The following is a 25,380-nucleotide window of genomic DNA, read 5'->3' on the forward strand; positions in this document are numbered from 1 at the left end:
TGCTTAAGGATCGACTCGTCATGCCCCTCGTCTATGTCGCGCGCAGCGCCGCCCTGACCAAATGGGCGTCCGACGTCGGACAGGGAAAACACATCTACAAGCTGGGCATCGCGGAGGATGAGGCCGCGGTCAAGGCGGCGGTCGCCGCCGGCTGGGGTGGCGAATCCGACTGGAAACTGATCCAGACCAAGCCGGTCGATGAGCTGGACGAGGACACCGCGCTGGCCCGGCTCGGCCGGCGCGAGAAGGCGATCGATCCCACCTATTACCCGCGGTTGAAGGGAGCGGCCGGCGTGTACCGCATCACCCTGACCAACGTGCAGAACAGCCTGCTGGTCGCCAAGGCGATGACCGCCGACGAGCCGCTGACCGACGTCAAGGTGAAGCCCAAGGACATCGCCGACTACATGATCCGCAACGCGATTGCCTGAGCGTCCCGTGAAGACCTCCCCGCCACCCGTCCACCGCGTCGCTTTCGATGCCCTGACACTGCGCGACCTGCACGACATGCTGGCCCTGCGCAGCCGCGTGTTCGTGGTCGAGCAGGCCTCCCCCTACCCCGACATCGACGGCCGCGATCCCGGCGCGCTTTACCTGATCGCGCTGGACGAGGCGGGCACCATCGTCGGCTGCGCCCGCTGCCTGGGGCCCGACGAAGATGGCCCGGGCGGGGCGAATCCGGACGCACCGGTCTCCTTCGGCCGTCTGGCGGTCGATCCGTCGCAACGCTCCACCGGGCTGGGACGGGCGCTGGTGGCGGAGTCGCTGACGGTGCTGGCGGAGCGCTGGCCCGGCCGCGACGTCGTCATCGGCGCGCAGCAGCATCTCGAACGCTTCTACGGCAGCTTCGGCTTCGTCCGGGACACCGACCCGTACGACGATTTCGGCATTCCCCACATCGACATGCGGCTGCGGCGCTGACGCTTCCCTCGCCGGCGATCCGCCGCTGAACCTGCGTCGAGACACCTCCCCTACAGCCGCCCCGCCATCGCCAGCGCGGCGATGCGACACAATGCCCCACGCATACGGGGGCATTGCTGCCCGCGGCTGTCTACGGCCTTGGGAAGACAACGGAGCGTTGTTATTCCTTCGTTTGCCGCCGAGGCATAAGCCTTACGTAACAGACCGATGATTTCGTCATACGTAGAATTTTCGATGATCGAAATCGAAATCGTTGACGTATCAGTTCTCGCATTCGATGGGGTGAGGCATTCACCCTTTCGTATGCAACTCCGAAGGCGAGGCGACTGTCCCCGCGAATCAAAGATCTGTCCGGTTACATGAGGGGCAAGACGATGTCCTGGTTCACCGATCTCCGCATCGGCGGAAAGCTGTTGACGGCATTCGCTGCATTGATCGTCATCATTGGCGCAATCAGCATTGCCAACTATTCGACCCTGTCGTCGATCCAGTCCTCCATCGGCTGGACGATCCACACCTACCGCGTGATCCAGACCACCGATGCGGCGATGACGGCAATGGTCGATCAGGAAACCGGTCTGCGCGGCTATCTGGTCAGCGGCGATCCGGCCTTTCTCCAGCCCTACCGCTCCGGCGCGCAGGCGTTCGACCGTGCCCTGGCGGAGGTGAAGTCGCTGACCGCCGACAACCCGCAGCAGCAGGCCCGGCTGGAGGAGTTGCGCAGGCACGCCGCCACTTGGCGCGAGACGGTGGCGGACAAGGAAATCGCCCTGATGTCCAAGGCCGACACGCGCGAGGAGGCCCGCGCGATGGAGGCGAAGGCGCTCGGCAAGTCGGCGATGGACAGCATCCGCGCCCTGGTCCGGCAGATCGAGGACGCCGAGCGTGCGCTGCTGACGGCGCGCGACGCGGAGCAGAAGACCGCCTTCTCGACCGGCTACCTCACCGCCATCGCCGGCGCGCTGATCTCCCTTCTGGTCGCCGTAGCCGCCGGGCTGGTGCTGCGCGGGTCCATCGCCACGCCCATCGTCGCCATGACCGCCGCCATGGCACGGCTGGCCGGCGGCGACCGTGCGGTCGAGGTGCCCGGCGTCGGCCGCAGGGACGAGGTCGGTGCCATGGCCGAGGCGGTGGATGTCTTCAAGCGCAACGCCATCGAAGCCGACCGCCTCTCCGCCGCCCAGCGCGCCGAGGAGGAAGCCAAGGCCCGCCGCGCCGCCCGGCTGGAGGAGCTGATGCGCGCCTTCGAGGGCAACGTCACCGCGGTGGTGCAGAGCCTGTCGGGTGCCGCAACCCAGATGCAGCAGTCGGCCGGCGCGCTGACCAGCACCGCCGACGAGACCAACCGCCAGAGCACCACGGTGGCGTCGGCCGCCGAGCAGGCGTCCGCCAACGTGCAGACCGTCGCCGCCGCGGCGGAGGAACTGTCCTCCTCCATCGCCGAGATCGGCCGTCAGGTCACCCAGTCGACGCGCGTCGCCGAACAGGCGGTCAGCGGCGCCAACCGCGCCAACGGCGTGGTGTCGGGCCTCGCCGACGGGGCGCAGAAGATCGGCGAGGTGGTGGACCTCATCAACAACATCGCGGCGCAGACCAACTTGCTGGCGCTCAACGCCACCATCGAGGCCGCGCGCGCCGGTGAGGCCGGCAAGGGCTTCGCCGTGGTGGCGAGCGAGGTGAAGAGCCTCGCCAACCAGACCGCCAAGGCGACCGAGGACATCACCGGCCAGATCGCCACCATCCAGGGCGCGACGCGCGAGGCGGTGTCCGCCATCGAGGAGATCGGCCGCATCATCACCGAGATCAGCCAGATCTCCGCGACCATCGCCTCGGCGGTGGAACAACAGAGCGCCGCGACCCAGGAAATCAGCCGCAATGTCCAGGAGGCGGCCCAGGGCACGCAGCAGGTGACCAGCAACATCGTCGGCGTCACCCGCGCCGCCGGAGACACCGGCCGCGCGGCCGGCGAAGTCCGCAGCGTCGCCGATCACCTGACCGGCGAATCGACCCGCCTGCGCCAGGAGGTGGAAAGCTTCCTCAACGGCGTGAAGGCGGCGTGATGAACCGGGGGGCGCGACCCGGCGCCCCCCTGCCCCATTCGTCAGTGCGACAGCAGCAGCGGCACCGGGCAGGTGCGCAGCACATGACGCGTCCCGCTGCCGCGGTGCAGGAACGGGAAGCCGTAATGGCCGTGGGCGCCCATCACCAGCAGGTCGGCGCCGGTGTCCATGGCGCGGGCCAGCAGGGCGTCCATCGCACCGATGTCGCTCACTGTGAAGTGGGTCTGCTCCGCCGTCACGCCGTGGAAGGCGAGATGGTCGAGCACGCCGACCCGCGGCGCTTCGGACGCGGAGGAGGATGCCTGGGTCAACACGGTGATGACCGTCACCTCCTTGGCCTTCTCCAGCATCGGCATGGCGTCGGACAGGGCGCGGGCGGCCTCGCGCTCGGCGTTCCAGGCGACGGCCACGCGCTGGCCGATGGTGGCGAAGCGGCCGGCATAGGGGATGACCAGCACCGGCCGGCCGGAATTCAGCACCACCTGCTCGTTCAACTCCTCCGGCGCCGCCTGCGATCCCGCCTCGCGGTCATACTGGCCCAGCACCGTCAGGTCGGCGAAGCGCGACCAGATGATGACCTCGCGGATGACATGGTTGTACTCGCCATGGGTCAGGCCGTGCCAATGGCCCTGCAACCCGGACGCGGCGAGCTTTTCCTTGAACAGCGCCTCGCTGCGGGCCGCGGCGTCGCCCAGATGGTCGCTGGACCGGCGGGCGATCACGCTGGTGGCGTTGCGGTCGCCCTGCGCGAACAGGCCGCGCAGGAAGGCGCCATGACGCTGTGCCAGCGCGACGGCGGCATCGAGACGCGCCTCGACATGCGGGCTGCTGTCGAGATGGACGAGGATGTGCTTGTAGGTCATGCGGGTCCTCCCGGTATGAAATGCGAAGTCTTATGACGTCTGCGGTTCTCCGCCGGGCCACCCGATACGGAGGATCGGCGGGCTGGCGGATTGTTTCATATGCATCATGTTCAGCCGGGCGGCGTTCGTCCAGCAGCGATCTGCCGGCCTGCGGCGAGAGGTCGCAAGGGGGCGAAGCGGCCGTCCGGAAAAACCGATCCGGGAACCGGTCAGGCGTCGCGGAACCGTCCATAGGTGTAATGCGCGGCGCACGCGCCCTCGGCCGAGACCATGCAGGATCCCATGGGGTTTTCCGGGGTGCAGACGGTGTCGAACAGCTTGCAGTCGACCGGCCGCTTCACCCCACGCAGGATGGCGCCGCAATCGCAGCCCTTGTGGTCGGCAACGCTGGCCCCGGCGATGGGAAAGCGCCGCTCGGCATCGAAGGCGGCATAGGCGTCGCGCAGCTTCAGCCCGCTGTGCGGGATGCTGCCCAGCCCACGCCATTCGAAGGACGGCCGGGTCTCGAAAATCTCCAGCACCAGCGCCTGTGCCTTGCGGTTGCCGTCGGCGGTGACAGCGCGGGTGAACTGGTTCTCGACCTCGGCCCGCCCGTCGTTGATCTGGCGGACCAGCATCAGGATGGATTGCAGGACGTCGAGCGGCTCGAATCCGGAGATGACCACCGGCTTGCCATGCTCCGCCGCGGCCGGGGCGTAGGCCTCCGACCCGATGACGACCGAGACATGGGCCGGCCCGACGAACCCGTCGAGCGACAGCCCCTCATCGGCCCCGGCCAGAATGCCCTGGATGGCCGACGGGGTGAGCACATGGTTGCAGAAGACGGAGAAGTTGGTCAGCCCCTGCGCCGCGGCGGCACGGACGGCCAGCGCGGTGGGCGGAGTCGTCGTCTCGAAGCCGATGGCGAGGAACACCACCTGCCGGTCCGGATTCTCGGCGGCGATGCGCACCGCCGCATCGGCAGTCACCACCATCCGCACGTCGGCCCCCTGCGCCTTGGCCTTCAGCAGGCTGAGCCGCCCCGACCCCGGCACGCGCATCACGTCGCCATAGGTGCACAGCGTCACCTCCGGCCGGCGGGCCAGCGCGATGGCGTCGTCGATCCGCCCGACCGGCAGGACGCAGACCGGGCAGCCCGGCCCGTGGATCATCCGCACATTGCCGGGCAGCAGGTCGGGGATGCCATAGCGGGAGATGGCGTGGGTGTGGCCGCCGCAGAACTCCATCAGGTGATAGGAGCGGTCGGCCCGCACCTCCCGCGCGATGGCGGCGGCGACGTTGCGGGCAAGAACCGGATCGCGGAACTCTTCGACGTATTTCATGATCGCTCCCTCTGCCCCGCCATTTCACCTGCAAGGCTGATCGTATGCGTTGATACGGATCAAGAGGGAAGCCCGGGAAATCGTCTCGCCCAGACCTTAGCCATTCACACCTTGTAGGCCAGCCGCAGCCCGCCCCAATGGCGTCCGCGCACGGTGACGGGGGCGGAGACGTCCTTCATCAGCGCGAACTTCCCACCGCCCATGTCGCGCCGGTAGGTCTGGAGCAGAAACGGCTTGGTGCTGCGGCCGGCGGCCAGCCCGACGCGGTCGTTGAAGATGCGGCGGTTGCGGCAGTTGGCGGCGTTCCAGACCGGGTCGCGGCCCTGAGGCTGGCTGAACTGCCGGTTGTGGGTGGGCAGATAGCCGTTCTCGTCCACCGCCACGCAGAAGACGATGCGGCCGTTGGCCGACAGCACCGGCTCCTGGATGCCGGGCAGCACGCGGTCGCACAGCTGGGTGTAGCGGGTCATCACCTGTTGCGGATCCGATCCGGCGACCGGCTGGTACTGGCGGTCGAACAGGTCGGATTCGCTGATGTCGCCGCGGGCCAGCGCATCCTCGAAGGCGGCGGACACCTTCACCGCGGCATCCTTCACCGCGGCGATGAAGGGGGTGTCGACCGTCTCGATGTTCAGTTCGGCGGTGACGCCGATCAGCCGCTCGCTCATCCCGACCAGGCTGTTCACCCGGTCGCGCGCCTGGGCCAGATTCTCGCTGGACAGCTTCACGCCCACCGCCAGATCGGCGATCTCGCGCTCCAGCTCGCCGCAATTGCCGCCGATCTCGGCCGACGCGGCATCGATCTTGTCGGTCTCGCCGTTCAGCTCGCGCATGGCGCGGCCGACCGTCTCGATCACCGTGCCGATGGCGGTGGTCCCCTCGCTGACCGCGCGGGCCTTGGCGGCGCTGGCGGCGCTCTCGACCATCAGGCGCTGGGCCTGCTCGTTCAGGGATTTCAGCGTCGCATCGATCTCGGTCGTCGCCTCGCTGGTCTTGGTGGACAGCGACTTCACCTCGTTCGCCACCACGGCGAAGCCGCGCCCGGCATCGCCGGCACGCGCCGCCTCGATGGTGGCGTTCAGCGCCAGCAGGTTGGTCTGCTTGGCGATGGTGAAGATCTCCTTGGCGACCTTGCCGACGCGGTCGAGCGCGTCGCGCAGCCCGGCGATCTGCCCTTCGATCCCCGTCACCGACGACACCAGGGAATGGATGTCGGACAAGGATTTCTGCACGCGGTCGTGCGAACTGTCGACCTCCTGCCGCGCCTGTTCGGTGACCGAGCGCGCGATGGCGGAGGCCTGGGAAATCCGGTCCGTGCTGCGCGACATCTTGGCACCGGTGTCGCGCAGTTGGGTGAACACCTCCGACTGGTGGGTGACGCGGGCGTTCACATCCTCGATGTGGCCGGCGATATCCGCGATCTCGATACCGAGATTGCCAGCCTCTTCCGCGATGTCCGCGATCAGATGCGGACGAAGCCCAAAGCCACCATCCATCTTGTCCACCATTTTTGCTGTTTTGTAACCGAGCGCTTTCTCCCAGGAACTATTATTGCGCTTTTGATACAGATTCGCAACGAACGGGGTGGCCGGGTCGAACCCGGCCCCCCTGTCCATTGGTAGGATACCTTAAGGAGAAGCTGCGCCCAGTGATTGTGCGATGACAAAAGTTGGACGCGAAATGCGGGTTATCCCGCAATACGGATCCGTATCACAGGGCTGTCTCGTGCAATTTTTCCACCGTCAGCCGGCGATGCGGTGGTCCAGCCGTTCGTCGACCAGACCGGCGGGCTCCTGGTGGACCAGCACCTCGGCGTTGGCGAAGGCGTCGCGCAGCCGCGTCTCGACCCGGTCGGCGATCTCGTGCGCGGCGGTCAGGGTCAGGCCGCCGTCCAGCTCCAGATGCAGCTCGATGAAGCAGCCGGTGCCGGCATTGCGCGTGCGCAGATCGTGCAGGCCGCGCACTCCCGGCTCGGCCAGTGCCAGCTCGGCGATGCGTCCGCGCTCCTCTTCCGCCAGTTCGCGGTCCATCAGCACGTCCAGCGCGTCGCGCGCCACGCCGCGGGCGCCGTTCAGCAGGAACAGGGCGATGCCGATGCCGAACAGCGGATCGACCACGGTCAGCCCGGTCGCCTCGGTCAGCAGGATGGCGACGATGACGGCACCGTTCATCAGCAGGTCGCCGGAATAATGCAGCCGGTCCGCCCCGATGGCGACCGACCCCGTGGCGACCTGCACCCGGCGCTGGAAGGTGATCAGCCCGGCGGTCAGCAGGATCGACAGCAGCATCACCGCGATGCCCATCGTCCCCTCGGCGATGGGCTCCGGCCGGACCAGCCGCCGCACCGCCTCGATGCTCAGCAGCACGGCAGAGCCGCCGATGAAGGCGGCCTGGGCAAGCGCCGCCAGCGCCTCCGCCTTGCCATGGCCGAACCGGTGGTTGGCATCGGCCGGGCGCAGGGCATGGCGCACCCCCAGCAGCGTCACCACCGAGGCCATCAGGTCGGTGCAGGAATCGATCAGCGAGGACAGGATGCTGACCGACTCGGTCAGCAGATAGGCGCCCAGCTTCGCCGCGATCAGGGTCGAGGCCACCGACACGCTGGCATAGGTGGCATAGCGGCGCAGGCGATCCGCCGATGCCGCGTTTCCCGCATTGTCGCTCACTGGTTCCCCCATTCCGCAAAGCCGGCCGGCATGGCCGGCGCGACCGTAGCGGCCCGTCCTTACAGGTCGCTTACGGCCCGCACCGGTCCGACATCCCCTTTACGGGAACAGATGCTCGGTCGTCCAACCCGGCGCATCGGCGTCGGTTCCTTCTGTCCCCTGGCCTTCCGCCCGCTGGAACACCAGCCGGTCATGCAGGCGGAACGGGCGGTCGCGCCAGAATTCGATCCGCGACGGCAGGACGCGGAAGCCGGTCCAGTGCGGCGGCCGCGGGACCGTGCCGATGGCGTATCTGGCGGCGAACTGCGCGACGCGCTTCTCCAGTTCCCACCGCCCTTCCAGCGGGCGCGACTGCAGGGACGCCCAGGCGCCGATCCGGCTCTCGCGCGGGCGGCTCTCGAAATAGGCGTCGGCCTCGGCATCGGTGACGATCTCCACCGGCCCCTCGACCCGCACCTGACGGCGCAGGCTCTTCCAATGGAAGCACAGGGCGGCGTTCCGATTCGCCAGCAGCTGCGTGCCCTTTCGGCTCTCGGTGTTGGTGTAGAAGACGAAACCGCGCGGATCGATCCCCTTCAGCAGCACCATCCGCACCGACGGAATGCCGTTGGCGTCGGCGGTGGCCAGCGCCATGGCGTTGGGATCGTTGGGCTCGCTCTGCTCCGCCTCCTTCATCCATTCGGCGAAGAGATCGTAGGGGGAGCGGGGATTGCGGTCGTTGTTGTCCGTCATTCCTGGGTCCTGTCTCGATGGGCCCCGCGCCGCCGGGCGGGTGGTGCGCGGCCGGTGCGGGAGCGGGCTTTTGTGCAAAAGCGAAAGGGTCACAGCCTCATCACAATTCACAGCAAGCATAGGGTCGCTTATATCACTGTCCACCGCGAAGCCACCGATTGGCTGCCGCGGCAACCAACCTTTTCGAGGCGCAAGGATGTTCGTGAAGAAAGTCGTTCCGGCCGTGATCGTCGTGGGCCTGCTGGCCGGGTGCCAGACGGGCGGTCAGAAGGAAACGGTCGGCACGGTCGGCGGTGCGGTCGCCGGCGGCCTGATCGGTTCGCAGATCGGCGGCGGAACGGGCAAGCTGGTGGCGACCGGTGTCGGCACGCTGCTGGGCGCCTTCATCGGCAAGGAGATCGGCGGCTCGCTCGACAAGGCCGATGCCGGCTATGCCGAGACCGCGGCCCGTCAGGCCTATGCCGCCCCGGTCGGCGACCGCATCAATTGGAACAACCCGCAGTCGGGCAATTCCGGCACCATCGTGACCACCCGCGACGGCTACAGCAACACCGGCACCTATTGCCGCGAGTTCCAGCAGACCATCGTGGTCAAGGGGCGGACGGAGCAGGCCTACGGAACCGCTTGCAAACAGGCCGACGGTACGTGGAAGATCATCGGCAACTCGTAACACCGCCGACCCGCAACCTTTGAGCCCCCCTGGGGCGGGAAATCTCTGCCCGTGGCTACGCGCGATCCCTACAGCGTTCTCGGCGTCAGCCGGTCCGCCAGTGCCGACGACATCAAGAAGGCATACCGCAAGCTCGCCAAGCAGCATCACCCGGACCTGAAACCGGGCGACGCCGCCAACGAGGAGCGGTTCAAGGAAATCTCGGCCGCCTACACGCTGCTGTCGGATGCCGAGAAGCGCGCCCGCTACGACCGCGGGGAGATTGACCCGTCAGGGCAGGAACGGCACGCGGGCTTCGGCTCGCGCGGCCGGACCGCCGGCAACCGCGGCAAGGCCTACAGCAGCACCGCCGACGACAGCTTCTTCGGCGGCGGCGACGACTGGTTCTCCGACCTGTTCGGCGGCGGCCGGCGCCGCCCCGGCGGGCCGGGTGCCGGAGCGGGAGCCGGGGCCGGGGCCGGGGCCGGCGGCTCCGCCGGGCCGAAGGTGCGGGGCAGCGACATCTCCTATTCCGTCACCGTCCCCTTCGTGGAGGCGGCGAACGGATCGAAGCGCCGCATCAACCTGTCCAACGGCAAGAGCATCGACGTCGCCATCCCGGCCGGAACGGAGAACGAGTCGAAGCTGCGCCTGAAGGGCCAGGGCCTGCCCGGCATGGGCGGCATGCCCAACGGCGACGCCATCGTCGAGGTGCATGTCGAATCCCACCCCTTCTTCACCCGGCAGGACGGCGACATTCATGTCGAGGTGCCGATCACCCTGAACGAGGCGGTTCTGGGCGCGACCGTCAATGTCCCGACGATCAGCGGCAAGGTCGCGGTGAAGGTGCCGCCGGGCGCCAACACGGGGTCCGTCCTGCGCCTGCGCGGCAAGGGCGTGGTCAACCAGGCCACCAAGCAGCCGGGCGACCAGTATGTGAAGCTGAAGGTCGTACTGCCCGACCCGCCCGACGGCGAGCTGGTCAAGTTCGTCGAGGAATGGGCGAAGACCCGCAGCTACGACGTCCGCAAGAAGGCCGGGCTGGAGTAACCGCCGGCGCCGGGTTTCCCTTTTCCCGCAGGGAGAGGGAAAAGCGAGCCTCCTGCGACACCGTGTTCTAATCCCGGTGATCGGCTGGATCCCTGCTTTTCGTCTGGAGCGCGACGGGGGGCGTCAGCGACGGAGAACCGCTTCGGCCCGCCGCCGCTGCAAACCGCAGGTTCGGCCGTAACCGCCCGCTCCCTACTTCTTCACCGCCCGTAGCGGCACCGGCCCGGAGCCTCCCTGCTCCGCGCCTTGGCCCGCCCCCTGCCCCGCCGGCTGTCCTTCCGGCGGCAGATCGTCGTTCAGCAGAGACTTCAACGGCACATTCAGCAGATCGCCCTGCCGCGCCTCGGCGGCGTCCAGCAGGCGGGCGGTGCGCTCCTGCCAGGGCAGATCCAGGCCGCCCAGGCCATGGACGGAGCCGCGCATGCCGATGCCCAGCGCCTTCATCAGCTCCAGCAGGGTCGCCTCGCCCATGTCGCGGGTGACCACCCAGGCGTCGCGGGTGGTGTGGGCGACCCAATGGGCATCGCGCAGCTGTTCCAGGATGCCGTCGATCAGCAGCGTGCCCACCGGCACCCGCCCGACCAGCGTGCGGCGGCGCATGCCGACCCCGAGCCGGCTCGCCTCCATCAGTTCATGCAGGACGGCCAGCGCCAGCGCCAGCCGCTGGGCCGGCAGCAGCCCCTCCATGCCGCCGCGGGTGACCTTGCCCGCCCGCCATTCCGGCAGCGACGCGGCGACCACCGCGCCGAACAGCACCGTCGACCACGCGATGTAGAGCCAGAACAGGAAGATCGGCACCACCGACAGGGCGCCGTAGATGGTCTGGTAGGCCGGGTATTCGCGCATGTACCAGCCGAAGATCGCCTTCGACCCTTCCAGCAGGATGGAGCCGATGGCCCCGCCGCACAGCGCGTCCAGCCAGAACACATCCCTATTCGGAATTATCAGATACAGCAGAGAGCAGCCGAGCAGCTGCAAGGCGAAGGGCAGCAGCATGCCGATCCCCGCCAGCGGATGGACGACCCCCTCCAGATGCGCCACCTCCAGCGCCGTCCACAGCGTGCTGGACAGGGACAGGCTGGCGCCGGCGAACAGCGGGGTCAGCGACACCACCGCCCAGAAGGACAGGATGCGCGTCACGTAGGACCGCGGCTCGCGCACGCGCCAGACCGTGGCGAAGGACCCCTCGATGGTCCAGATCAGCAGCACCGCCGACACCGCCAGCCCGATCACGCCGAAGATCGGCATCTGGCCGGCGTTCGCCATGAAGCGGCCGAGATATTCCAGGATCGCGTCGCCGATCTCCGGCACCAGATTCTTGACCAGCGCGGTCTGGATCCGCAGCTGCAGGGCACTGAAGGCCGGGAAGGCCGAGAAGATAGCGAAACCGATGGTCATCATCGGCACGATGGCCAGCAGCGAGGTGTAGGTCAGCGCCGCCGCGGTCTGGAAGCAGTTGTCGTTGTAGAAGCGCAGCATGGAATGGCCGAAGAAGCCGCCAAGCTCCCGCAGGCCGGTCAGGATGCGGCTGCGCTCCTCCTCCTCGCGGCCGGAATTGTCTTTAGGGGCAGACATGCGGCGCCTCCTGCGGCAAGGCAGCCCGCGTCGGTTTGACCGTTGGGCGCTTTCGTGTAGGATGCGCCCCACTTTTCGCGGCTGGAGCCGCAGCACATCCGTCGTTCACGAGGTTCCGATGTCCAATCCGATGCCGCTCATGGCCGGCAAGCGTGGCCTGATCATGGGCGTGGCCAACGATCGTTCGATCGCCTGGGGGATCGCCTCCGCCCTGGCCCAGCACGGGGCGGAGCTTGCCTTCACCTACCAGGGCGACGCGCTGCTGAAGCGGGTGAAGCCGCTGGCCGAGCAGGTCGGCGCCAAGCTGGTCCTGCCCTGCGACGTCACGGACGAGGCCAGCATCGACGCGACCTTCGCCGCCATCGAACAGGAATGGGGTAAGCTGGACTTCGTGGTTCATGCCATCGCCTTTTCCGACAAGAACGAGCTGGACGGGCTGTACCTGGACACCACGCGGGCCAACTTCCTGCGCACCATGGACATCTCCTGCTACTCCTTCACCGCGGTGGCGCAGCGCGCCGTGCCGCTGATGAAGGACGGCGGCAGCCTGCTTACCCTATCCTACTATGGCGCCGAGCGCGTCATGCCCCATTACAACGTGATGGGCGTCGCCAAGGCCGCGCTGGAAGCCAGCGTGCGGTACCTTGCCGTCGATCTGGGTGGCCGCAACATCCGTGTCAACGCCATCTCCGCCGGTCCGATCAAGACTCTGGCCGCCAGCGGCATCGGCGACTTCCGCTATATCCTGAAGTGGAACGAGCTGAACGCCCCGCTGAAGCGCAACGTCACCATCCAGGAGGTCGGCGGCGCCGGCCTGTTCCTGATGTCGGATCTCGGCAGCGGCGTCACCGGCGAGGTGATGCATGTCGACAGCGGTTACCACACCGTCGGCATGGTCGCGGTGGACGAGGCGGCCGAAGTCGCCAGCCTGCTCGGCTCGCTGGGCGGCACGCCGAAGGCCGGCTGAGGCCTGGGCGGCCCCGGTTGGTTGAGCGGCCGCAAGGTGCGCGCAATCGCATGGTGAAGAGAGGGATCGGTCCGCCGATCCCTCTTTGCGTTTGCGAATGCGGCGTTTATGATTTGAGAAATATTCTCGGAATTGGGTAATATTCATGCGCGCCCGCAAGAAAATGGACTCGGTTTCTCCGATCCTTGAGCAGATCCTTTATGGCGGGTCCAGCGTGTCGATGAATCTCATCGCCATCACGCGCGAGATCCCCGAAGAGCAGCGCATGTTCAAGGCTCAGGGCCTGAACAACTGCATCCTCTTCAAATACCCGAACTTCGACGACCGCGACGACGACGGTGGCGATCCCATCGCCGAGGATGAGGAACTGGAAGGCGGCGAGCGCCCGGTCGAAACCGGGATCTATGTGCCGCACAACGCCAGGGCGCCGGAGGGCGGCGGCGTCGCCGTCTATCTCCGCGGCCGCAACAGTGCCGCCCTGCTGGAAGAGCAGTTCGGCATCAAGCACGGGCCGCAGGAAAACGGCATCATCGGCGACATGAAGATGCTCCAGATGATCGACGACGTGCCGTCGCTCGACGCCTTCCTGCTGAAGACCTGCTTCGAAGCGGAGAAGATCAACGTCGATCCGCGCCACTGGCTGATCTCCAACGAGGAGGACCACCAGCTCCGCCGCCTGATCCGCGCCCGCATCGAGCCGATCGTCCGCAAGGCGCTGTCGGGCAGCCAGGGCAGCGCCGGAAGCGTCGAACGCTTCCTGGAGGCGATCTGGAACCCCAACCTGGAAGAGGCCGGCCTGTTCGTCTCCGCCTTCGGCATCGAGCGGTCGGAGGCCGACACCATCTTCAGCGCGTGGAAGGGCACGACCTTCTACGAGTACCAGCTGCGCCGCATCGCCCCGCGCGCCCGCACCATCCTGACCTGGCTGAAGTCGCGCGAGTGCATCCCGGTCGACATCCGCATGCACAAGCCCTACGAGACCCAGCTGCTGATGCACATCGAGAAGGTGGGCAAGCTGCTGGAGACGACGCTGCTCGACATCCGCACCATCCTGTCGGATTACGAGACCTCCTTCAGCAGCTTCATGGCCGGCCAGCCGGAACCGTTCCGCGACTATCTGCGCAGCATCCGGTCGCGCTACTGGCTGCTCGGCTACTGCGTGTCCGCCCTGACCAGCGTCGCCCATCTCGACGCCCGCTGCATGAAGAACACGCCGTCGCGCAAGCTGTACTTCGAAGGCATGCAGAAGCTGCTGCGCCAGTTCGACGTGGCGCTCGACCGCCGCCGCGAGCAGAAGGGCGCGCTCTGAGGGTTTCTGACCACTTCGAAACCTGCCAAAGAAAAAAGGCGGCGCCTCGCAGCGCCGCCTTCTTCATTTCCGAACCCGAAGCCCTCAGGTGCCCTGCGGTTCCGGACCCATGCCGCCGTTCTCCTGCCCGGTGCTGGGCGGAACGGAGGAGCGGCGGCCGGAGCCGGTGGTCGGACGCGGCGGGACGGCCATCGTCTCACGCTCGTCGTCGCGCAGGATCGGTTCGCCGCGCAGCAGACGGTTGATCTCGTCGCCGCTCAGCGTCTCGTACTCCAGCAGGCCCTTGGCCAGGGTGTGCAGCTGGTCGATGTTCTCGGTCAGGATCGTCCGGGCGCGGTCGTAGGATTCGTCCACGATGCGGCGGATTTCCTCGTCGACCAGCTGGGCGGTGCGGTCGGACATGTTCTTGTGCTGGGTCACCGAATGGCCCAGGAACACCTCCTGCGTCGGCTCGCCGTAGAGCAGCGGGCCGAGCTTCTCGCTCATGCCCCACTCCGTCACCATCCGGCGCGACATCTCGGTCGCCATCTTGATGTCGCCCGAGGCGCCGGTGGTCACCCGCTCCTTGCCGAAGATCAGCTCTTCGGCGATGCGGCCGCCCATGGCGACGGTCAGGTCGGCCAGCAGCTTGGCCTGCGACAGGCTGATGCGGTCGCCTTCCGGCAGGCGCATCACCATGCCCAGCGCACGGCCGCGCGGGATGATGGTGGCCTTGTGGACCGGGTCGCTGTCGGCGCAGTGGATGGCGCAGATGGCGTGGCCGGCCTCGTGGTAGGCGGTCAGCTTCTTCTCGTCCTCGGTCATCACCATGGAGCGGCGTTCCGCACCCATCATGACCTTGTCCTTGGCGTTCTCGAACTCGGACATGCCGACGACGCGCTTGCCGATGCGGGCGGCCAGCAGGGCAGCCTCGTTCACCAGGTTGGCCAGATCGGCGCCGGAGAAGCCGGGGGTGCCGCGGGCGATGACCTTGGCGTCGACGTCCGGCGACAGCGGGACCTTCCGCATGTGGACCTTGAGGATCTTCTCGCGACCCAGCACGTCGGGGTTCGGCACCACGACCTGACGGTCGAAGCGGCCCGGACGCAGCAGAGCGGGGTCGAGAACGTCCGGACGGTTGGTCGCGGCGATCAGGATCACGCCCTCGTTCGCCTCGAAGCCGTCCATCTCGACCAGCAACTGGTTGAGGGTCTGCTCACGCTCGTCGTTGCCGCCGCCCAGGCCGGCACCGCGATGGCGGCCGACCGCGTCGATTTCGTCGATGAAGATGATGCAGGGGGCGTTCTTCTTGCCCTGTTCGAACATGTCGCGGACGCGGGACGCGCCCACGCCGACGAACATTTCGACGAAGTCCGAACCGGAGATGGTGAAGAACGGCACATTGGCTTCGCCGGCCACCGCGCGGGCGGTCAGCGTCTTGCCGGTGCCCGGAGGACCGACGAGCAGGCAGCCCTTCGGGATCTTGCCGCCCAGCCGCTGGAACTTCTGCGGGTCCTTCAGGAACTCGACGATCTCCGTCAGCTCCTGCTTCGCCTCGTCGATGCCGGCGACGTCGTCGAAGGTGACGCGGCCGACCTTCTCGGTCAGCAGGCGCGCCCGCGACTTGCCGAAGCCCATGGCCTTGCCGCCGCCGGACTGCATCTGGCGCATGAAGAAGATCCAGACGCCGATCAGCAGAAGCATCGGGAACCAGGACAGCAGCACCGAGAACAGCGACGGCACGTTGCTGTCGTCGGGGACCGCATTGATCCGGACGTTCTTGTTGGTCAGGCGCTCCACCAGGCCCGCTTCGGGCGGGACATAGGTGCTGAAGGAGCGGCCGTCGGAGAAATGGCCCGAAACCTGGTTGCCCTTGATCGTCACGTCGGCGACCTGGCCCCGGTCCACTTCGGCGAGAAGCTCGCTGAACGGAACGGTCGTTTGCGGGCTGCGGGTGGAGGAACTCTGGAACAGGTTGAACAGGGCCACGAGGAGCAGCCCTATGATGATCCAGAGAGCGAGGTTCTTGCCGAAATTGTTCACGTCACACGCCTTTCTGCGAACCCATCGCCATGCGGTGCGCCGACAAGGCCGCACCCCGGTCTCCTACGGGCACGTTCCCTGATTAAATAATGCCGTCCCGGTCCGAAACAACCGTAAAAGCTGGTCTTCCCAACGACGAAAGTGGACAAAACCTTGCGCGGTCCACCGGGTGCTGTCCATCCGCGCCGAACCCGTAGCACATACCGATCATCGGCACACCAAGCAAATCCGCGCCGATCCAAAGGCTTGGCAGGGTTTCCCGCACCGGAACCGGCAGGTCGGGCACCCCCTCCGGCGCCTGCCGGCCCGCCCATTCGCGCCAGCCACCGGCCCCCAGCGCCGCGACCGTGACAGGGCGGCAATGGCTGGACGACACCCTCAGGTCGAATCGGCCATCCCAGCGGATCGCCTCTCCGGGGGCCACTGTCGGCCGTTCCGTCACCGCCACCGGCTCCCGCGCCACCATGACGGCGCCGCGCCGCATGCGAACGACGCAGCCGCCCAAGGTTCCGCCCTGCCCCTCCGCCAACCCGTCGAGCATCCGCTCCAGCGCCTCGTCGCGCACCGGATGCGCCGGCCCGCCGACCGCGGCCAGTGCGGCGCCCAGCGCTCGCAGCGCGATCTCCAGCGATGCGGCGCGCAGAGGTGCCGGCGCCAGGGTGATCCAGCCCTCCGGATGAACGGTCGCCGCCTCCGCCAGCAGCGCCGCCGTCGCCTGTTCCAGCGCCGCCCGGGCACGGCCCGCCCGCCGGGCAACCTCGCCCAACCGGCTGGCATCGAGCCCCTCTCCGCCCAGGCTCTCGCGAGCGGCGCGCAGCCGGGCACGGGCGAAGCGCGGGTTGCGGTTGGAGGGATCCTCGATCCAGTCCACGCCCCCGGCGCGGCAGGTCGCCAGCAGCCGGTCATGGGAAAACCGCAGCAGCGGCCGGATCATCCGCACCGCCCCATCGGCACGGACGGGCGCCATCCCGGCCAGCCCATCGATGCCGGACCCGCGGGCCAGCCGCAGCAGCACCGTTTCGGCCTGATCGTCGCGATGATGGGCAAGCGCCAGATGAAGGATGCCGGCTTCGGCGCAGGCCGCGCCCAGCAGCCGGTGCCGCGCCGTCCGGGCGGCAGCCTGCACGCCGGCCGACGGCTTCGCCCCGTCCCAGCGCAGGATGCGGTGGGGAACGCCGAGACTGGCCATCGCCCGCCCGACCGCTGCCGCCTCCCCGGCGGACTCGGGCCGCAGCCCATGATCGACGGTCAGCGCCAGCAGGCTCCCGCCCCGCTCTGCGACCCAATGCCGCAGCAGCAGGACCAGCGCCATGCTGTCGCCGCCACCGGAAACCCCGACGGCGACGGCAGGCGCCGGTTCGAACCCGCCCAGCGCCGCCAGGGCACGGGCGAACTCCTCCCGCGATACCGGCCTGCCGTCTCCGGAGTCGCCGCCCATCAGGCCGGGCAATTGATGCGCTTGCGCTCCGTATCGGCACGGCGCTTCACGCTGGCCGAGGCTTCGGGGAACTTGGTCAGCAGCTGGCCGAAGGCGGTGCAGGCGTCCGACTTCTTGTTCATCTGCTGCAGGGTCATGCCCAGCTTCAGCAGGCTGTCGGCCGCCTTCGGGTTGGTGCGGTACTTGGACAGCACCTCGGCGAAGGCCTGGGCCGCTTCCGGGAACTTGTTGCGGACGTAATAGCTCTCGCCCAGCCAATATTGCGCGTTGCCGGCATAGGCGTGCGACTTGTTCTTGACGATGAACTCCTGCAACGCCTTCTCCGCCCGGTCATAGTCGGAGTTGCGCAGCAGTTCGAACGCCTGCTCATACTGCTTTTCCGGCGACAGGCCGGCGGTCGAGGGCGGATTGGCCGCTGCGGTCTGCGCCGGCTTGTCGGCCTTTTTGTCGTCCGAAGCGGCAGCCTTCGACGGCTTGGCCGGCGCGGCATCGGACATCGCGCCACCCATGGCACCCCCGGCGGTCCCGCCGCCCTTCTCCAGCTCCTTCAACCGGAAATCGACGTCGGAATTGACCTTCTCCAGACGCTCGCGCAGCTGGGTGACCTGATAGCTCGACTCCTCGTACTTGCCGGTCAGATCCTGGATGGTGCGTTCGAGGTTTTGCAGGCGAATCTCGAAATCGGCGGCGACGGAGGGCGACAGCTGCGCCACCTCCACCGGACCGCCCAGCGCGGCGACCTGCATTTCCAGCGATTGCAGCCGCTCGATCTGCCCCTTCGACTGGGCCAGGGCGGGAGTTGCCGCGAGCATGCCACCCAGCAGCAGGGCGGCGACGGGACGGATGTTGGTCATGCGCGTAGGATCCTGAGGAGATCTGATGCCGGGGGAGCACCCACGGCGACCATGGCGAACGATAAAGGCGACGCGATGGCCGCTGTTTAGCAGAACTTGCGCGTCCGCGCAAAGAACCGACCTCGCCGGATTTTCCCAGCCCCAAAAAACATGGCCCCAAAAAACATAGCGCCGAAGAGATGCCGCCAAAAAGAAAAGGCGCCGCCCCCGGTTGCCCGGCGGCGGCGCCCTTCCCTGTTCCCCGTCAGGCGGGGACCGGCGTCTTTAGTTGACGACGGTCACGCCACGGCGGTTCTGCGACCAGGCGGCCTCGTTCGAACCAACGACGGCCGGACGCTCCTTGCCATAGGAGACGACGTTGACGCGGTTCGGGGTGATGCCCTTGGCGGCCAGGTAGTTCTTCACCGAGTTGGCGCGACGCTCACCCAGGGCGAGGTTGTACTCGCGGGTGCCGCGCTCGTCGGCATGGCCCTCGACGGTGACGGTGACCGAGCCGTAGGTCTGCAGCCACTTGGCCTGACGGTCGAGGGTGGCGCGAGCCTCCGGCGACAGGTCGAAGCGGTCGAGGCCGAAGAAGACGCGGTCGCCGACGTTGACGACGAAATCTTCCGCCGAGCCCGGACGGACCGACGACTGCTGGGCACCGGTGTTGGCGCCGTTGGCGGCGTCGTTCGGAGTGGATTCGCAAGCGGCGAGCAGAGCGACCGCGGCGAGAGCGAGGAACTTCATACGCATGTTCAGGGACCCCTTGAACGAAACTTGTTTGATGGCCGAACTTTGTCTGCACAGGAGCCGCTTCTTTCCGCCAATCCCCGACGAAAAGACGACGTTCGACCTTTGTCTTGAGCATTGCTCCCGCGTGGCCGCAAAATAGGGCTACTCCACTAGGGAATCAAGGGCGACCACGCGGGATCCGACGCGTCGACCGGGGTGCTCACGCGACGCTCGTTGGCGCCGGTGATGTCGATGCTGTACAGCTTCGCATTGCGTCCACGCCCGTCACCCGACGGCAAGTCCTTGAAGAACATGATGACTCGGCCGTTGGGGGCCCAGGTCGGACCCTCGACGTGGAAGGCTTCGGTCAGGATCCGTTCCCCCGTCCCATCCGGACGGATTACGCCAACTGCAAAGCTGCTACCACGCTGGCGCGTGAATGCGATCAGATCGCCGCGCGGCGACCATACCGGCGTACCGTAGCGGCCCTCGCCGAAGGTCAGCCGCTTCACGCCCGAGCCGTCGGCGCCCATGACATAGAGCTGCTGGGTGCCGCCGCGGTCCGACTCGAAGACGATGCGCTGGCCGTCCGGCGAATAGCTGGGTCCGGTGTCGATGCCCGGCGCATCGGTCAGCTGGGTCTGGCGGCGGGTGCGCAGGTCCAGCGTGTAGATGTCGGTGTTGCCGTTCTGGGCCATCGACATGATGACCTTGTTGCCGTCCGGCGAGAAGCGCGGGGCGAAGGTCATGCCGGGGAAATCGCCCAGGACCTCCTGGCGGCCGGTGTCGATGTTGAACAGGTACACGCGCGGCTTCTTGTTGAAGTACGACATGTACGTGATTTCCTGGGACGTCGGCGAGAAGCGCGGCGTCAGGACCAGGGTCTGCCCGTCGGTCAGGAACTGATGGTTGGCGCTGTCCTGGTCCATGATGGCCAGCTGCTTCTTGCGCGCGTTCGCCGGGCCGGATTCGGCCACATAGACGATGCGCGTGTCGAAATAGCCGTCCTCGCCGGTCAGGCGCTTGTAGATGGCGTCGGCCACGATGTGGGCGATGCGGCGCCATTCCTGCGGCGAGGCGCTGTAGCTCAGCCCCTGCATGTACTGGCCGGCGGCGACGTCCCACAGGCGGAAGTCGACCTTCATGCGGCCGTCGGCGCCCGTGGTGGTGTTGCCGGCGACCAGAGCCTGGGCGCCCAGCGCCTTCCAGTCCTGATAGCGCGGCTCGCCGCTGCGCAGCTGGTCCGGCGTCTGCAGGAAGCCGCGCGGGTCCAGCGGCTTGAACAGGCCGGACCGCTCCAGGTCGTCGGAGATCACCTTGGAGATGTCGGCGCCCATCTGCACATCGCGCCCGCCCGATCCGGCGAAGCTGGTGATGGCGATGGGCAGCGGCTCGGACACGCCCCGCGTGATGTCGATGCGCAACTCGGCGCGCGCCTCCTGCGGAGCGGCAACGCCGAGGGAGAGGAGAAGCGCGCCGGTGGCCCCGGCCAGCTTCAACAGAAGCCTCGTCTTCGTCGTCATGGTCAGAACATGTCCCTCGGGTCGAAATTGAACACGATGAAGCGCCAATCTTCATAAGTCTGCGGCGTGAACTCGCTGGTCAACAGTTCCAGGGGGCTGGACCGCTTGACCGCGCGCACCGCCGCGTCGGCCGACGCCCGGAAGGCGGCATCCGACATGTAGCGCGACCTGTACTTGTCGTCGATCCAGGCGCGAACCACGCTGTGGTCGCGGCCGACCTCCACATGGATCTCGATCTGCATCGAGCCGGCGTCCTTGCGGCCGCTGTCGAAGTTCCAGTTCTTGCTCAGCTGGCCGCGGATGGCGTCCAACGCACGGCCGGATGGCTTGAACGGCTTGTCGGGGCCGTTTGTTGCCTTGGCCGCCCCGGCCGGAGCCGCGGACGCGGTCTTCTGGCTGGGCTTGGCGTCGCTGTTGGCGCTGGCCGATGCCTTGCCGTCAGCCTTCGGGTTGTCCGACGGCTTGATCTTCCCGACGTTCGACAGCAGGTCGGACAGCGGGTCGGCCTTGGTCGACGGCTTCTCCGGCTGCTTGGCCGGCGCATCCGCCTTCTTCGCCTCGGCCTTGGCATCCTTCGGCGGTTCGGCCTTCGCGACCTCCTTGGCAGGCTCCGGCTTCTTCGGCTCCGCCTTGGGCGGTTCCGGTTTCGGCGGTTCCGGCTTGGGAGGCTCGGGCTTTTTCGGCTCAGGCTTGGGCGGCTCCGGCTTCGGAGGCTCAGGCTTGGGCTCGTGCTTCGGCGGTTCCGGTTTGGGCGGTTCCGGCTTCGGCGGCTCGGGCTTGGGAGGCTCCGGCGGCTTCGGAGTCGGCGACGGCGCCGGATCCGGGGGCGGAGGTGGCGGGGGTGGCGGCGGGGGAGGAGGAGGCGTCGGAGCGGGCTTGGGCGGCGGCGTCGGCTCGCGCGGGGGCGGCGGCACCTGGGCGACCTTCGGCGGCTCCGGCGTCCTGGCAGGCGGCGGCGGGGGCGGCGGCGGCTCGTCCTCCTCGTCCGGCGGTTCCGGCGCCGGCGGGGCGGGCTTGGCCTCGGGCATCGGCGGACGCGCGGCGGTGGCCGGCTTCGGCTCGCCCTTCTCGACGCGGGCAGCCTGGGTGATCTCGCCGACGTCGACGATCTCGATCGGGATCGAGGAGGCGATTTCGAGCTTGCGATCGCTGGGCGGCATGCCGAGCACCATCAGCGCGACCAGCGCGACGTGCAGCACCGCCGAGGCGATCAGGGGCTTGCGCATGGGAGTTCCGCCCGCCTCAACGCGCCGGCTTGGGCGCGCCGACCCGCGCGCTGGGCGCGGCCGGGCCGTTCGGCATCTCGGCGACCAGCCCGACCTTCTTGAAGCCGGCGGCGCTCATGGTGCCCATCACCTCCAGCATCTTGCCATAGGCGATCTTGGCGTCGCCGCGGACCAGGATGCGGGCCTCGGGGTTGTTGTTGGTCACCGCGATCAGCAGCGGCACCATGTTGGCCAGCTCGACCGGCGTCTCCTGGACGAAGACGCGGCCGTCGGTCTGCACGGTGACGAACAGCGGGTCCTTCTGCTGCTCCAGCGGAGCGGCATTGGTCTTGGGCAGGTCGACCGGCACGCCGACGGTCAGCATCGGGGCGGCGACCATGAAGACGATCAGCAGGACCAGCATGACGTCGATGAACGGCGTCATGTTGATCTCGGCCATCGCGCGATAGCCCCGGCGCTTGCCGCGTCCGTGGGACTTGCCTGCGAGTTGTCCGGCCATGGTTCAGGCGGCTCCCCGCTCCTCGAGGTGGCGGGACAGGATCGCCGAGAACTCGCCCGAGAAGGTGTCCAGCCGGTCGGCGTAGCGGCCGAGGTCGGTGGAGAACTTGTTGTAGGAGAGCACCGCCGGGATGGCGGCCAGCAGGCCCATGGCGGTGGCGAACAGCGCCTCGGCGATGCCGGGCGCCACCACGGCGAGGCTGGTGTTGCCCGAGCCGGCGATCGAGGTGAAGGAGTTCATGATGCCCCACACCGTGCCGAACAGGCCGATGAAGGGGGCGGTCGACCCGACCGAGGCCAGGAAGGTCATGTAGCGTTCGGCCCGCGCCATCTCGCGGCCGATGCTCACCGCCATCACCCGCTCCACCCGCTGTTGCAGCGAGCTTTTCATCGTGCCGCCGATGCCGCGGTCGGCGGCGTGGCGCCATTCGCGCATGCCGGCGGCGAAGGTCGCCGCCATCGGGTCGGCCGGGGTCTGGCCGATGCGGTCGTACAGCGCGTCGAGCGACCCGCCGGACCAGAAGGCCTCCTCGAAGGAGTCGGCCTGGGCGTTCAGCCGGCGGATGCGCATCAGCTTTTCGATGATGATCGCCCAGCACCAGATCGAGGCGACGACAAGCATCATCATCACGATCTTGACGACCGCGTCGGCCTGCCAGAACAGGCCGAGGATCGTGATCTCATGTGCCGTCGTGGCGGCGGCATTGCCGGCCAGTTGGGCGGTTTGCAGGGCGTCCATCGCAGTCAGTCTCGCGTTTGCGCTGTTGGCACGGGGAGTGGAAGGAAACGGTCGATACGATCAGGCAGGCGGGTCAAGCGGGAGAAGAGGCGTTTTGCTTTGCATGCAGCGTCTCCATCGCCGCTTTCACCGGTTCGGGAAGGCGCACGGCCCGCCCGGCCCGGTTTATCGTCACCAGCTGCAGGTCGGCGCGCGCCAGCACGCGACCGTCGCGGCGGATGACTTGTGCAAGTGCGAAGGAGGCACCGCGGATATCGACGATTCGGGTTTCCACTTCAAGCGTGTCCTCCAGCTTGGCAGGGGCGTCAAAATCGATGGTCAGGCGCCGTACCGCAAATGACACACCTGTGACATCGCCCAAACCCTCGGCCATCTCCCTCTGACGGAAGCCCATCAGGTACAGCATCTCCGTGCGCGCCCGCTCCGCGAATCGCAGGTAATTGGCGTGATAGACGATGCCGCCGGCGTCGGTGTCCTCGTAATAGACCCGCAGCGGATAGCGGTGCGTGCCGTCCTCGGCGAACCGGCCGGAGAGGCTGGAAGGGGTGGATGCGTCACTCATCGCCGTCCCCGTCCGTCGGGTCGGGGACGCGGTCCAGCAGGTCGAGCTGCCGGAGCGGCGCGTTCGGCGGGTTGAGCCCGAGATAGCGGAAGCCTTGGTCGGTCAGCATGCGCCCGCGCGGCGTGCGCTGCAAAAAGCCCTGCTGGATCAGGTAGGGTTCGACCACCTCCTCCAGCACGTCGCGCTGTTCGCCCAGCGCCGCCCCCAGCGTCTCAACGCCGACCGGCCCGCCGCCATAGTTGTTGGCGACCAGCCCGAGATAGCGGCGGTCCATGCTGTCGAGTCCCAGCCGGTCGACCTCCAGCCGGGTCAGCGCGGCATCGGCGACGCGCTTGTCGACCTCCTCGACGCCGGCAACCGCGGCGAAATCACGCACCCGGCGCAGCAGCCGGCCCGACACGCGCGGCGTGCCGCGCGCCCGGTTGGCGATCTCGCGCGCGCCCTCCGGCGTGATGCCCATGCCGAGCACGCCTGCGGCGCGGCGCACGATCAGCTCCAGCTCGTCCGGCTCGTAGAATTGCAGGCGCACGGGAATGCCGAAGCGTTCGCGCAACGGGCGCGTGATCAGGCCGCTGCGCGTCGTGGCGCCGACAAGGGTGAAGGGCGGCAGGTCGATCCGGATGGACCGCGCCGACGGGCCTTCGCCGATGATGAGGTCGAGCTGGAAATCCTCCATGGCGGGATAGAGCACCTCTTCCACGGCGGGATTAAGGCGATGAATCTCGTCGATGAAGAGGACGTCGTGCGGCTGGAGGTTGGTCAGCAGCGCCGCCAGATCGCCGGCCCGCGCGATCACCGGGCCGGAGGTGGCGCGGAAGCCGACGCCCAGCTCGCGCGCCACGATCTGCGCCAGCGTGGTCTTGCCCAGGCCGGGGGGCCCGAACAGCAGCACATGGTCCAGCGCCTCGTTGCGGGAGCGGGCGGCCTGGATGAAGATCGACAGATTCTCGCGCGCCTGCCGCTGGCCGATGAACTCGGCGAGCGACAGCGGACGGATCGACGCCTCGGCCGAATCGCCGTGGCCCTGGCCCGGCTGGACCAGACGGTCGTGGTTGGGGTCGCTCATTGGCTCAGTTCCTTGAGGCCCTGGCGGATCAGATCGGACACGCCGGCGTCATCGCCCAGCACGCGCCCGGCGGCGACGACCGCGCCGAAGGCCTCCGACCGGCCATAGCCGAGATTGACCAGCGCCGACACCGCATCGGCCAGAGCCGGGGTGGCTCCCGGCACGGCGGCGGGGGCACCCTTGCCGGCCGGCGCGCCCGCGGTCGCCGCGGGACCGAGCGCCAGATTGCCGACCTTGTCCTTGAGTTCGTTCAGGATGCGCGCCGCCACCTTCGGCCCGACGCCGTCAGCGCGCACCAGCGCGGTCTTGTCCTGCGAAGCGATGGCGCGGGTCAACTGGTCGGGGTCGAGCACGCCCAGGATCGACAGCGCCAGCCGGGCGCCGACGCCCTGGATGGTGGTGAGCAGCTTGAACCACTCCCGGTCCGCCTGGTCGCCGAAGCCGTGCAGGACGATGCGTTCCTCGCGGATGAAGGTCTCGACCACCAGCGACGCCCGTTCCCCCACCGCCAGGCGCGACAGCGTGCGGTTGGAGCAGGACAGCAGGTAACCGACGCCGTTCACGTCGAGCACGACCCAGTCGGTGCCGGTGGAATCGACGATGCCGGTCAGCTTGGCGATCATG

Annotated in this window: 24 protein-coding genes; 7 read left to right on the forward strand and 17 right to left on the reverse strand. The window is 68.0% G+C overall.

The genetic code is table 11. The features are described 5' to 3' along the window. Window positions 1–20: 20 nt before the first annotated feature. The 3 genes from VH569_RS10700 (at window position 21) to VH569_RS10710 (ending at window position 2,981) form a co-directional block, all read left to right on the forward strand. Window positions 21–431 carry a hypothetical protein gene (locus VH569_RS10700; protein WP_423315320.1) on the forward strand — a complete coding sequence of 137 codons (411 nt, stop codon included), beginning with the start codon at window positions 21–23 and terminating at the stop codon, window positions 429–431. A gap of 7 nt (window positions 432–438) precedes the next feature. Beyond that, window positions 439–921 (forward strand): GNAT family N-acetyltransferase, encoded by a 483-nt coding sequence (locus VH569_RS10705; RefSeq protein WP_423315321.1) that lies wholly within the window; start codon window positions 439–441, stop codon window positions 919–921. 374 nt (window positions 922–1,295) lie between these two features. Further along, a complete protein-coding gene (locus VH569_RS10710) occupies window positions 1,296–2,981 on the forward strand; it encodes a methyl-accepting chemotaxis protein (RefSeq protein ID WP_423315322.1) in 1,686 nt (561 codons plus the stop codon). 41 nt (window positions 2,982–3,022) lie between these two features. Here the strand turns inward: VH569_RS10710 and VH569_RS10715 are convergent, their stop codons facing one another. The 5 genes from VH569_RS10715 to pdxH form a co-directional block, all read right to left on the reverse strand. After that, entirely contained in the window at window positions 3,023–3,844 is an 822-nt protein-coding gene (locus tag VH569_RS10715; RefSeq protein WP_098740221.1) for a universal stress protein, read from the reverse strand. A gap of 209 nt (window positions 3,845–4,053) precedes the next feature. Further along, the gene (gene hypD / locus VH569_RS10720; RefSeq protein ID WP_377809729.1) at window positions 4,054–5,166 is read right to left on the reverse strand and encodes a hydrogenase formation protein HypD; all 1,113 of its coding nucleotides are present in this window, start codon (window positions 5,164–5,166) and stop codon (window positions 4,054–4,056) included. A 104-nt stretch (window positions 5,167–5,270) separates the two neighbouring features. Beyond that, window positions 5,271–6,662, reverse strand: a complete 1,392-nt coding sequence (locus tag VH569_RS10725; protein ID WP_423315323.1) for a methyl-accepting chemotaxis protein — start codon at window positions 6,660–6,662, stop codon at window positions 5,271–5,273. A gap of 246 nt (window positions 6,663–6,908) precedes the next feature. Continuing rightward, window positions 6,909–7,844: a cation diffusion facilitator family transporter gene (locus VH569_RS10730; RefSeq protein ID WP_423315324.1), complete on the reverse strand. Its 936-nt coding sequence runs from the start codon at window positions 7,842–7,844 to the stop codon at window positions 6,909–6,911. A gap of 87 nt (window positions 7,845–7,931) precedes the next feature. Continuing rightward, window positions 7,932–8,564 carry a pyridoxamine 5'-phosphate oxidase gene (pdxH, locus tag VH569_RS10735; RefSeq protein WP_423315325.1) on the reverse strand — a complete coding sequence of 211 codons (633 nt, stop codon included), beginning with the start codon at window positions 8,562–8,564 and terminating at the stop codon, window positions 7,932–7,934. Window positions 8,565–8,760: 196 nt separating this feature from the next. On the opposite strand from pdxH, the gene VH569_RS10740 reads away from it, so the two are divergent. Further along, window positions 8,761–9,234: an RT0821/Lpp0805 family surface protein gene (locus VH569_RS10740; RefSeq protein ID WP_109095404.1), complete on the forward strand. Its 474-nt coding sequence runs from the start codon at window positions 8,761–8,763 to the stop codon at window positions 9,232–9,234. A gap of 51 nt (window positions 9,235–9,285) precedes the next feature. Beyond that, a complete protein-coding gene (locus VH569_RS10745; protein ID WP_423315327.1) occupies window positions 9,286–10,263 on the forward strand; it encodes a DnaJ C-terminal domain-containing protein in 978 nt (325 codons plus the stop codon). A gap of 192 nt (window positions 10,264–10,455) precedes the next feature. Here the strand turns inward: VH569_RS10745 and VH569_RS10750 are convergent, their stop codons facing one another. Further along, window positions 10,456–11,838, reverse strand: a complete 1,383-nt coding sequence (locus VH569_RS10750; RefSeq protein ID WP_423315328.1) for a YihY family inner membrane protein — start codon at window positions 11,836–11,838, stop codon at window positions 10,456–10,458. A gap of 118 nt (window positions 11,839–11,956) precedes the next feature. On the opposite strand from VH569_RS10750, the gene fabI reads away from it, so the two are divergent. Both fabI and VH569_RS10760 read left to right on the forward strand, forming a co-directional pair. Further along, complete coding sequence (gene fabI, locus VH569_RS10755) at window positions 11,957–12,805, forward strand: enoyl-ACP reductase FabI (RefSeq protein ID WP_098740228.1); 849 nt, start codon at window positions 11,957–11,959, stop codon at window positions 12,803–12,805. A gap of 220 nt (window positions 12,806–13,025) precedes the next feature. Then, the gene (locus VH569_RS10760; protein ID WP_247880218.1) at window positions 13,026–14,114 is read left to right on the forward strand and encodes a hypothetical protein; all 1,089 of its coding nucleotides are present in this window, start codon (window positions 13,026–13,028) and stop codon (window positions 14,112–14,114) included. Between the two features lie 84 nt (window positions 14,115–14,198). Here the strand turns inward: VH569_RS10760 and ftsH are convergent, their stop codons facing one another. The 11 genes from ftsH to ruvA all read right to left on the reverse strand — a co-directional run bounded on the left by ftsH (window position 14,199) and on the right by ruvA (window position 25,379). After that, entirely contained in the window at window positions 14,199–16,136 is a 1,938-nt protein-coding gene (gene ftsH / locus VH569_RS10765) for an ATP-dependent zinc metalloprotease FtsH (protein ID WP_423315329.1), read from the reverse strand. A gap of 82 nt (window positions 16,137–16,218) precedes the next feature. Next, the gene (tilS, locus tag VH569_RS10770; RefSeq protein ID WP_423315330.1) at window positions 16,219–17,586 is read right to left on the reverse strand and encodes a tRNA lysidine(34) synthetase TilS; all 1,368 of its coding nucleotides are present in this window, start codon (window positions 17,584–17,586) and stop codon (window positions 16,219–16,221) included. Further along, on the reverse strand, window positions 17,574–18,428 hold the full coding sequence (gene ybgF / locus VH569_RS10775) for a tol-pal system protein YbgF (protein ID WP_423315331.1): 855 nt from the start codon (window positions 18,426–18,428) through the stop codon (window positions 17,574–17,576). Before ybgF ends, tilS begins: the two co-directional genes overlap by 13 nt. 264 nt (window positions 18,429–18,692) lie before the next feature. Further along, a complete protein-coding gene (gene pal, locus VH569_RS10780; RefSeq protein ID WP_098740232.1) occupies window positions 18,693–19,163 on the reverse strand; it encodes a peptidoglycan-associated lipoprotein Pal in 471 nt (156 codons plus the stop codon). Between the two features lie 149 nt (window positions 19,164–19,312). Then, window positions 19,313–20,665 (reverse strand): Tol-Pal system beta propeller repeat protein TolB, encoded by a 1,353-nt coding sequence (gene tolB, locus VH569_RS10785; RefSeq protein ID WP_109051799.1) that lies wholly within the window; start codon window positions 20,663–20,665, stop codon window positions 19,313–19,315. 2 nt (window positions 20,666–20,667) lie between these two features. Further along, window positions 20,668–21,891, reverse strand: a complete 1,224-nt coding sequence (locus VH569_RS10790; protein WP_423315332.1) for a hypothetical protein — start codon at window positions 21,889–21,891, stop codon at window positions 20,668–20,670. A 16-nt stretch (window positions 21,892–21,907) separates the two neighbouring features. After that, window positions 21,908–22,390, reverse strand: a complete 483-nt coding sequence (locus VH569_RS10795; RefSeq protein ID WP_423315333.1) for an ExbD/TolR family protein — start codon at window positions 22,388–22,390, stop codon at window positions 21,908–21,910. A 3-nt stretch (window positions 22,391–22,393) separates the two neighbouring features. Further along, a complete protein-coding gene (gene tolQ, locus VH569_RS10800) occupies window positions 22,394–23,128 on the reverse strand; it encodes a protein TolQ (RefSeq protein ID WP_098740236.1) in 735 nt (244 codons plus the stop codon). Window positions 23,129–23,201: 73 nt separating this feature from the next. Next, a complete protein-coding gene (gene ybgC, locus VH569_RS10805; RefSeq protein WP_423315334.1) occupies window positions 23,202–23,690 on the reverse strand; it encodes a tol-pal system-associated acyl-CoA thioesterase in 489 nt (162 codons plus the stop codon). Beyond that, window positions 23,683–24,756, reverse strand: a complete 1,074-nt coding sequence (ruvB, locus tag VH569_RS10810; protein ID WP_423315335.1) for a Holliday junction branch migration DNA helicase RuvB — start codon at window positions 24,754–24,756, stop codon at window positions 23,683–23,685. Before ruvB ends, ybgC begins: the two co-directional genes overlap by 8 nt. Then, window positions 24,753–25,379 carry a Holliday junction branch migration protein RuvA gene (gene ruvA / locus VH569_RS10815; RefSeq protein ID WP_098740239.1) on the reverse strand — a complete coding sequence of 209 codons (627 nt, stop codon included), beginning with the start codon at window positions 25,377–25,379 and terminating at the stop codon, window positions 24,753–24,755. The genes ruvB and ruvA overlap by 4 nt, the downstream gene beginning before the upstream one ends. Window position 25,380 lies beyond the last annotated feature (1 nt).

The sequence above is a fragment of the Azospirillum sp. 11R-A genome, assembly GCF_049472615.1.
GTDB classification, from domain to species: Bacteria; Pseudomonadota; Alphaproteobacteria; order Azospirillales; family Azospirillaceae; genus Azospirillum; species Azospirillum palustre.

What these genes read in the sequence shown, in the direction of transcription:
- ruvA (WP_098740239.1), bottom strand. Translation starts at nt 25,379, where the DNA reads ATGATCGCCAAGCTGACCGGCATCGTCGATTCCACCGGCACCGACTGG.
- fabI (WP_098740228.1), top strand. Translation starts at nt 11,957, where the DNA reads ATGTCCAATCCGATGCCGCTCATGGCCGGCAAGCGTGGCCTGATCATG.
- VH569_RS10795 (WP_423315333.1), bottom strand. Translation starts at nt 22,390, where the DNA reads ATGGCCGGACAACTCGCAGGCAAGTCCCACGGACGCGGCAAGCGCCGG.
- VH569_RS10730 (WP_423315324.1), bottom strand. Translation starts at nt 7,844, where the DNA reads ATGGGGGAACCAGTGAGCGACAATGCGGGAAACGCGGCATCGGCGGAT.
- pal (WP_098740232.1), bottom strand. Translation starts at nt 19,163, where the DNA reads ATGCGTATGAAGTTCCTCGCTCTCGCCGCGGTCGCTCTGCTCGCCGCT.
- tolQ (WP_098740236.1), bottom strand. Translation starts at nt 23,128, where the DNA reads ATGGACGCCCTGCAAACCGCCCAACTGGCCGGCAATGCCGCCGCCACG.
- VH569_RS10760 (WP_247880218.1), top strand. Translation starts at nt 13,026, where the DNA reads ATGAATCTCATCGCCATCACGCGCGAGATCCCCGAAGAGCAGCGCATG.
- VH569_RS10700 (WP_423315320.1), top strand. Translation starts at nt 21, where the DNA reads ATGCCCCTCGTCTATGTCGCGCGCAGCGCCGCCCTGACCAAATGGGCG.
- VH569_RS10725 (WP_423315323.1), bottom strand. Translation starts at nt 6,662, where the DNA reads ATGGATGGTGGCTTTGGGCTTCGTCCGCATCTGATCGCGGACATCGCG.
- VH569_RS10750 (WP_423315328.1), bottom strand. Translation starts at nt 11,838, where the DNA reads ATGTCTGCCCCTAAAGACAATTCCGGCCGCGAGGAGGAGGAGCGCAGC.
- hypD (WP_377809729.1), bottom strand. Translation starts at nt 5,166, where the DNA reads ATGAAATACGTCGAAGAGTTCCGCGATCCGGTTCTTGCCCGCAACGTC.
- ybgC (WP_423315334.1), bottom strand. Translation starts at nt 23,690, where the DNA reads ATGAGTGACGCATCCACCCCTTCCAGCCTCTCCGGCCGGTTCGCCGAG.
- pdxH (WP_423315325.1), bottom strand. Translation starts at nt 8,564, where the DNA reads ATGACGGACAACAACGACCGCAATCCCCGCTCCCCCTACGATCTCTTC.
- ybgF (WP_423315331.1), bottom strand. Translation starts at nt 18,428, where the DNA reads ATGACCAACATCCGTCCCGTCGCCGCCCTGCTGCTGGGTGGCATGCTC.
- VH569_RS10790 (WP_423315332.1), bottom strand. Translation starts at nt 21,891, where the DNA reads ATGCGCAAGCCCCTGATCGCCTCGGCGGTGCTGCACGTCGCGCTGGTC.
- VH569_RS10740 (WP_109095404.1), top strand. Translation starts at nt 8,761, where the DNA reads ATGTTCGTGAAGAAAGTCGTTCCGGCCGTGATCGTCGTGGGCCTGCTG.
- ruvB (WP_423315335.1), bottom strand. Translation starts at nt 24,756, where the DNA reads ATGAGCGACCCCAACCACGACCGTCTGGTCCAGCCGGGCCAGGGCCAC.
- VH569_RS10715 (WP_098740221.1), bottom strand. Translation starts at nt 3,844, where the DNA reads ATGACCTACAAGCACATCCTCGTCCATCTCGACAGCAGCCCGCATGTC.
- VH569_RS10710 (WP_423315322.1), top strand. Translation starts at nt 1,296, where the DNA reads ATGTCCTGGTTCACCGATCTCCGCATCGGCGGAAAGCTGTTGACGGCA.
- tolB (WP_109051799.1), bottom strand. Translation starts at nt 20,665, where the DNA reads ATGACGACGAAGACGAGGCTTCTGTTGAAGCTGGCCGGGGCCACCGGC.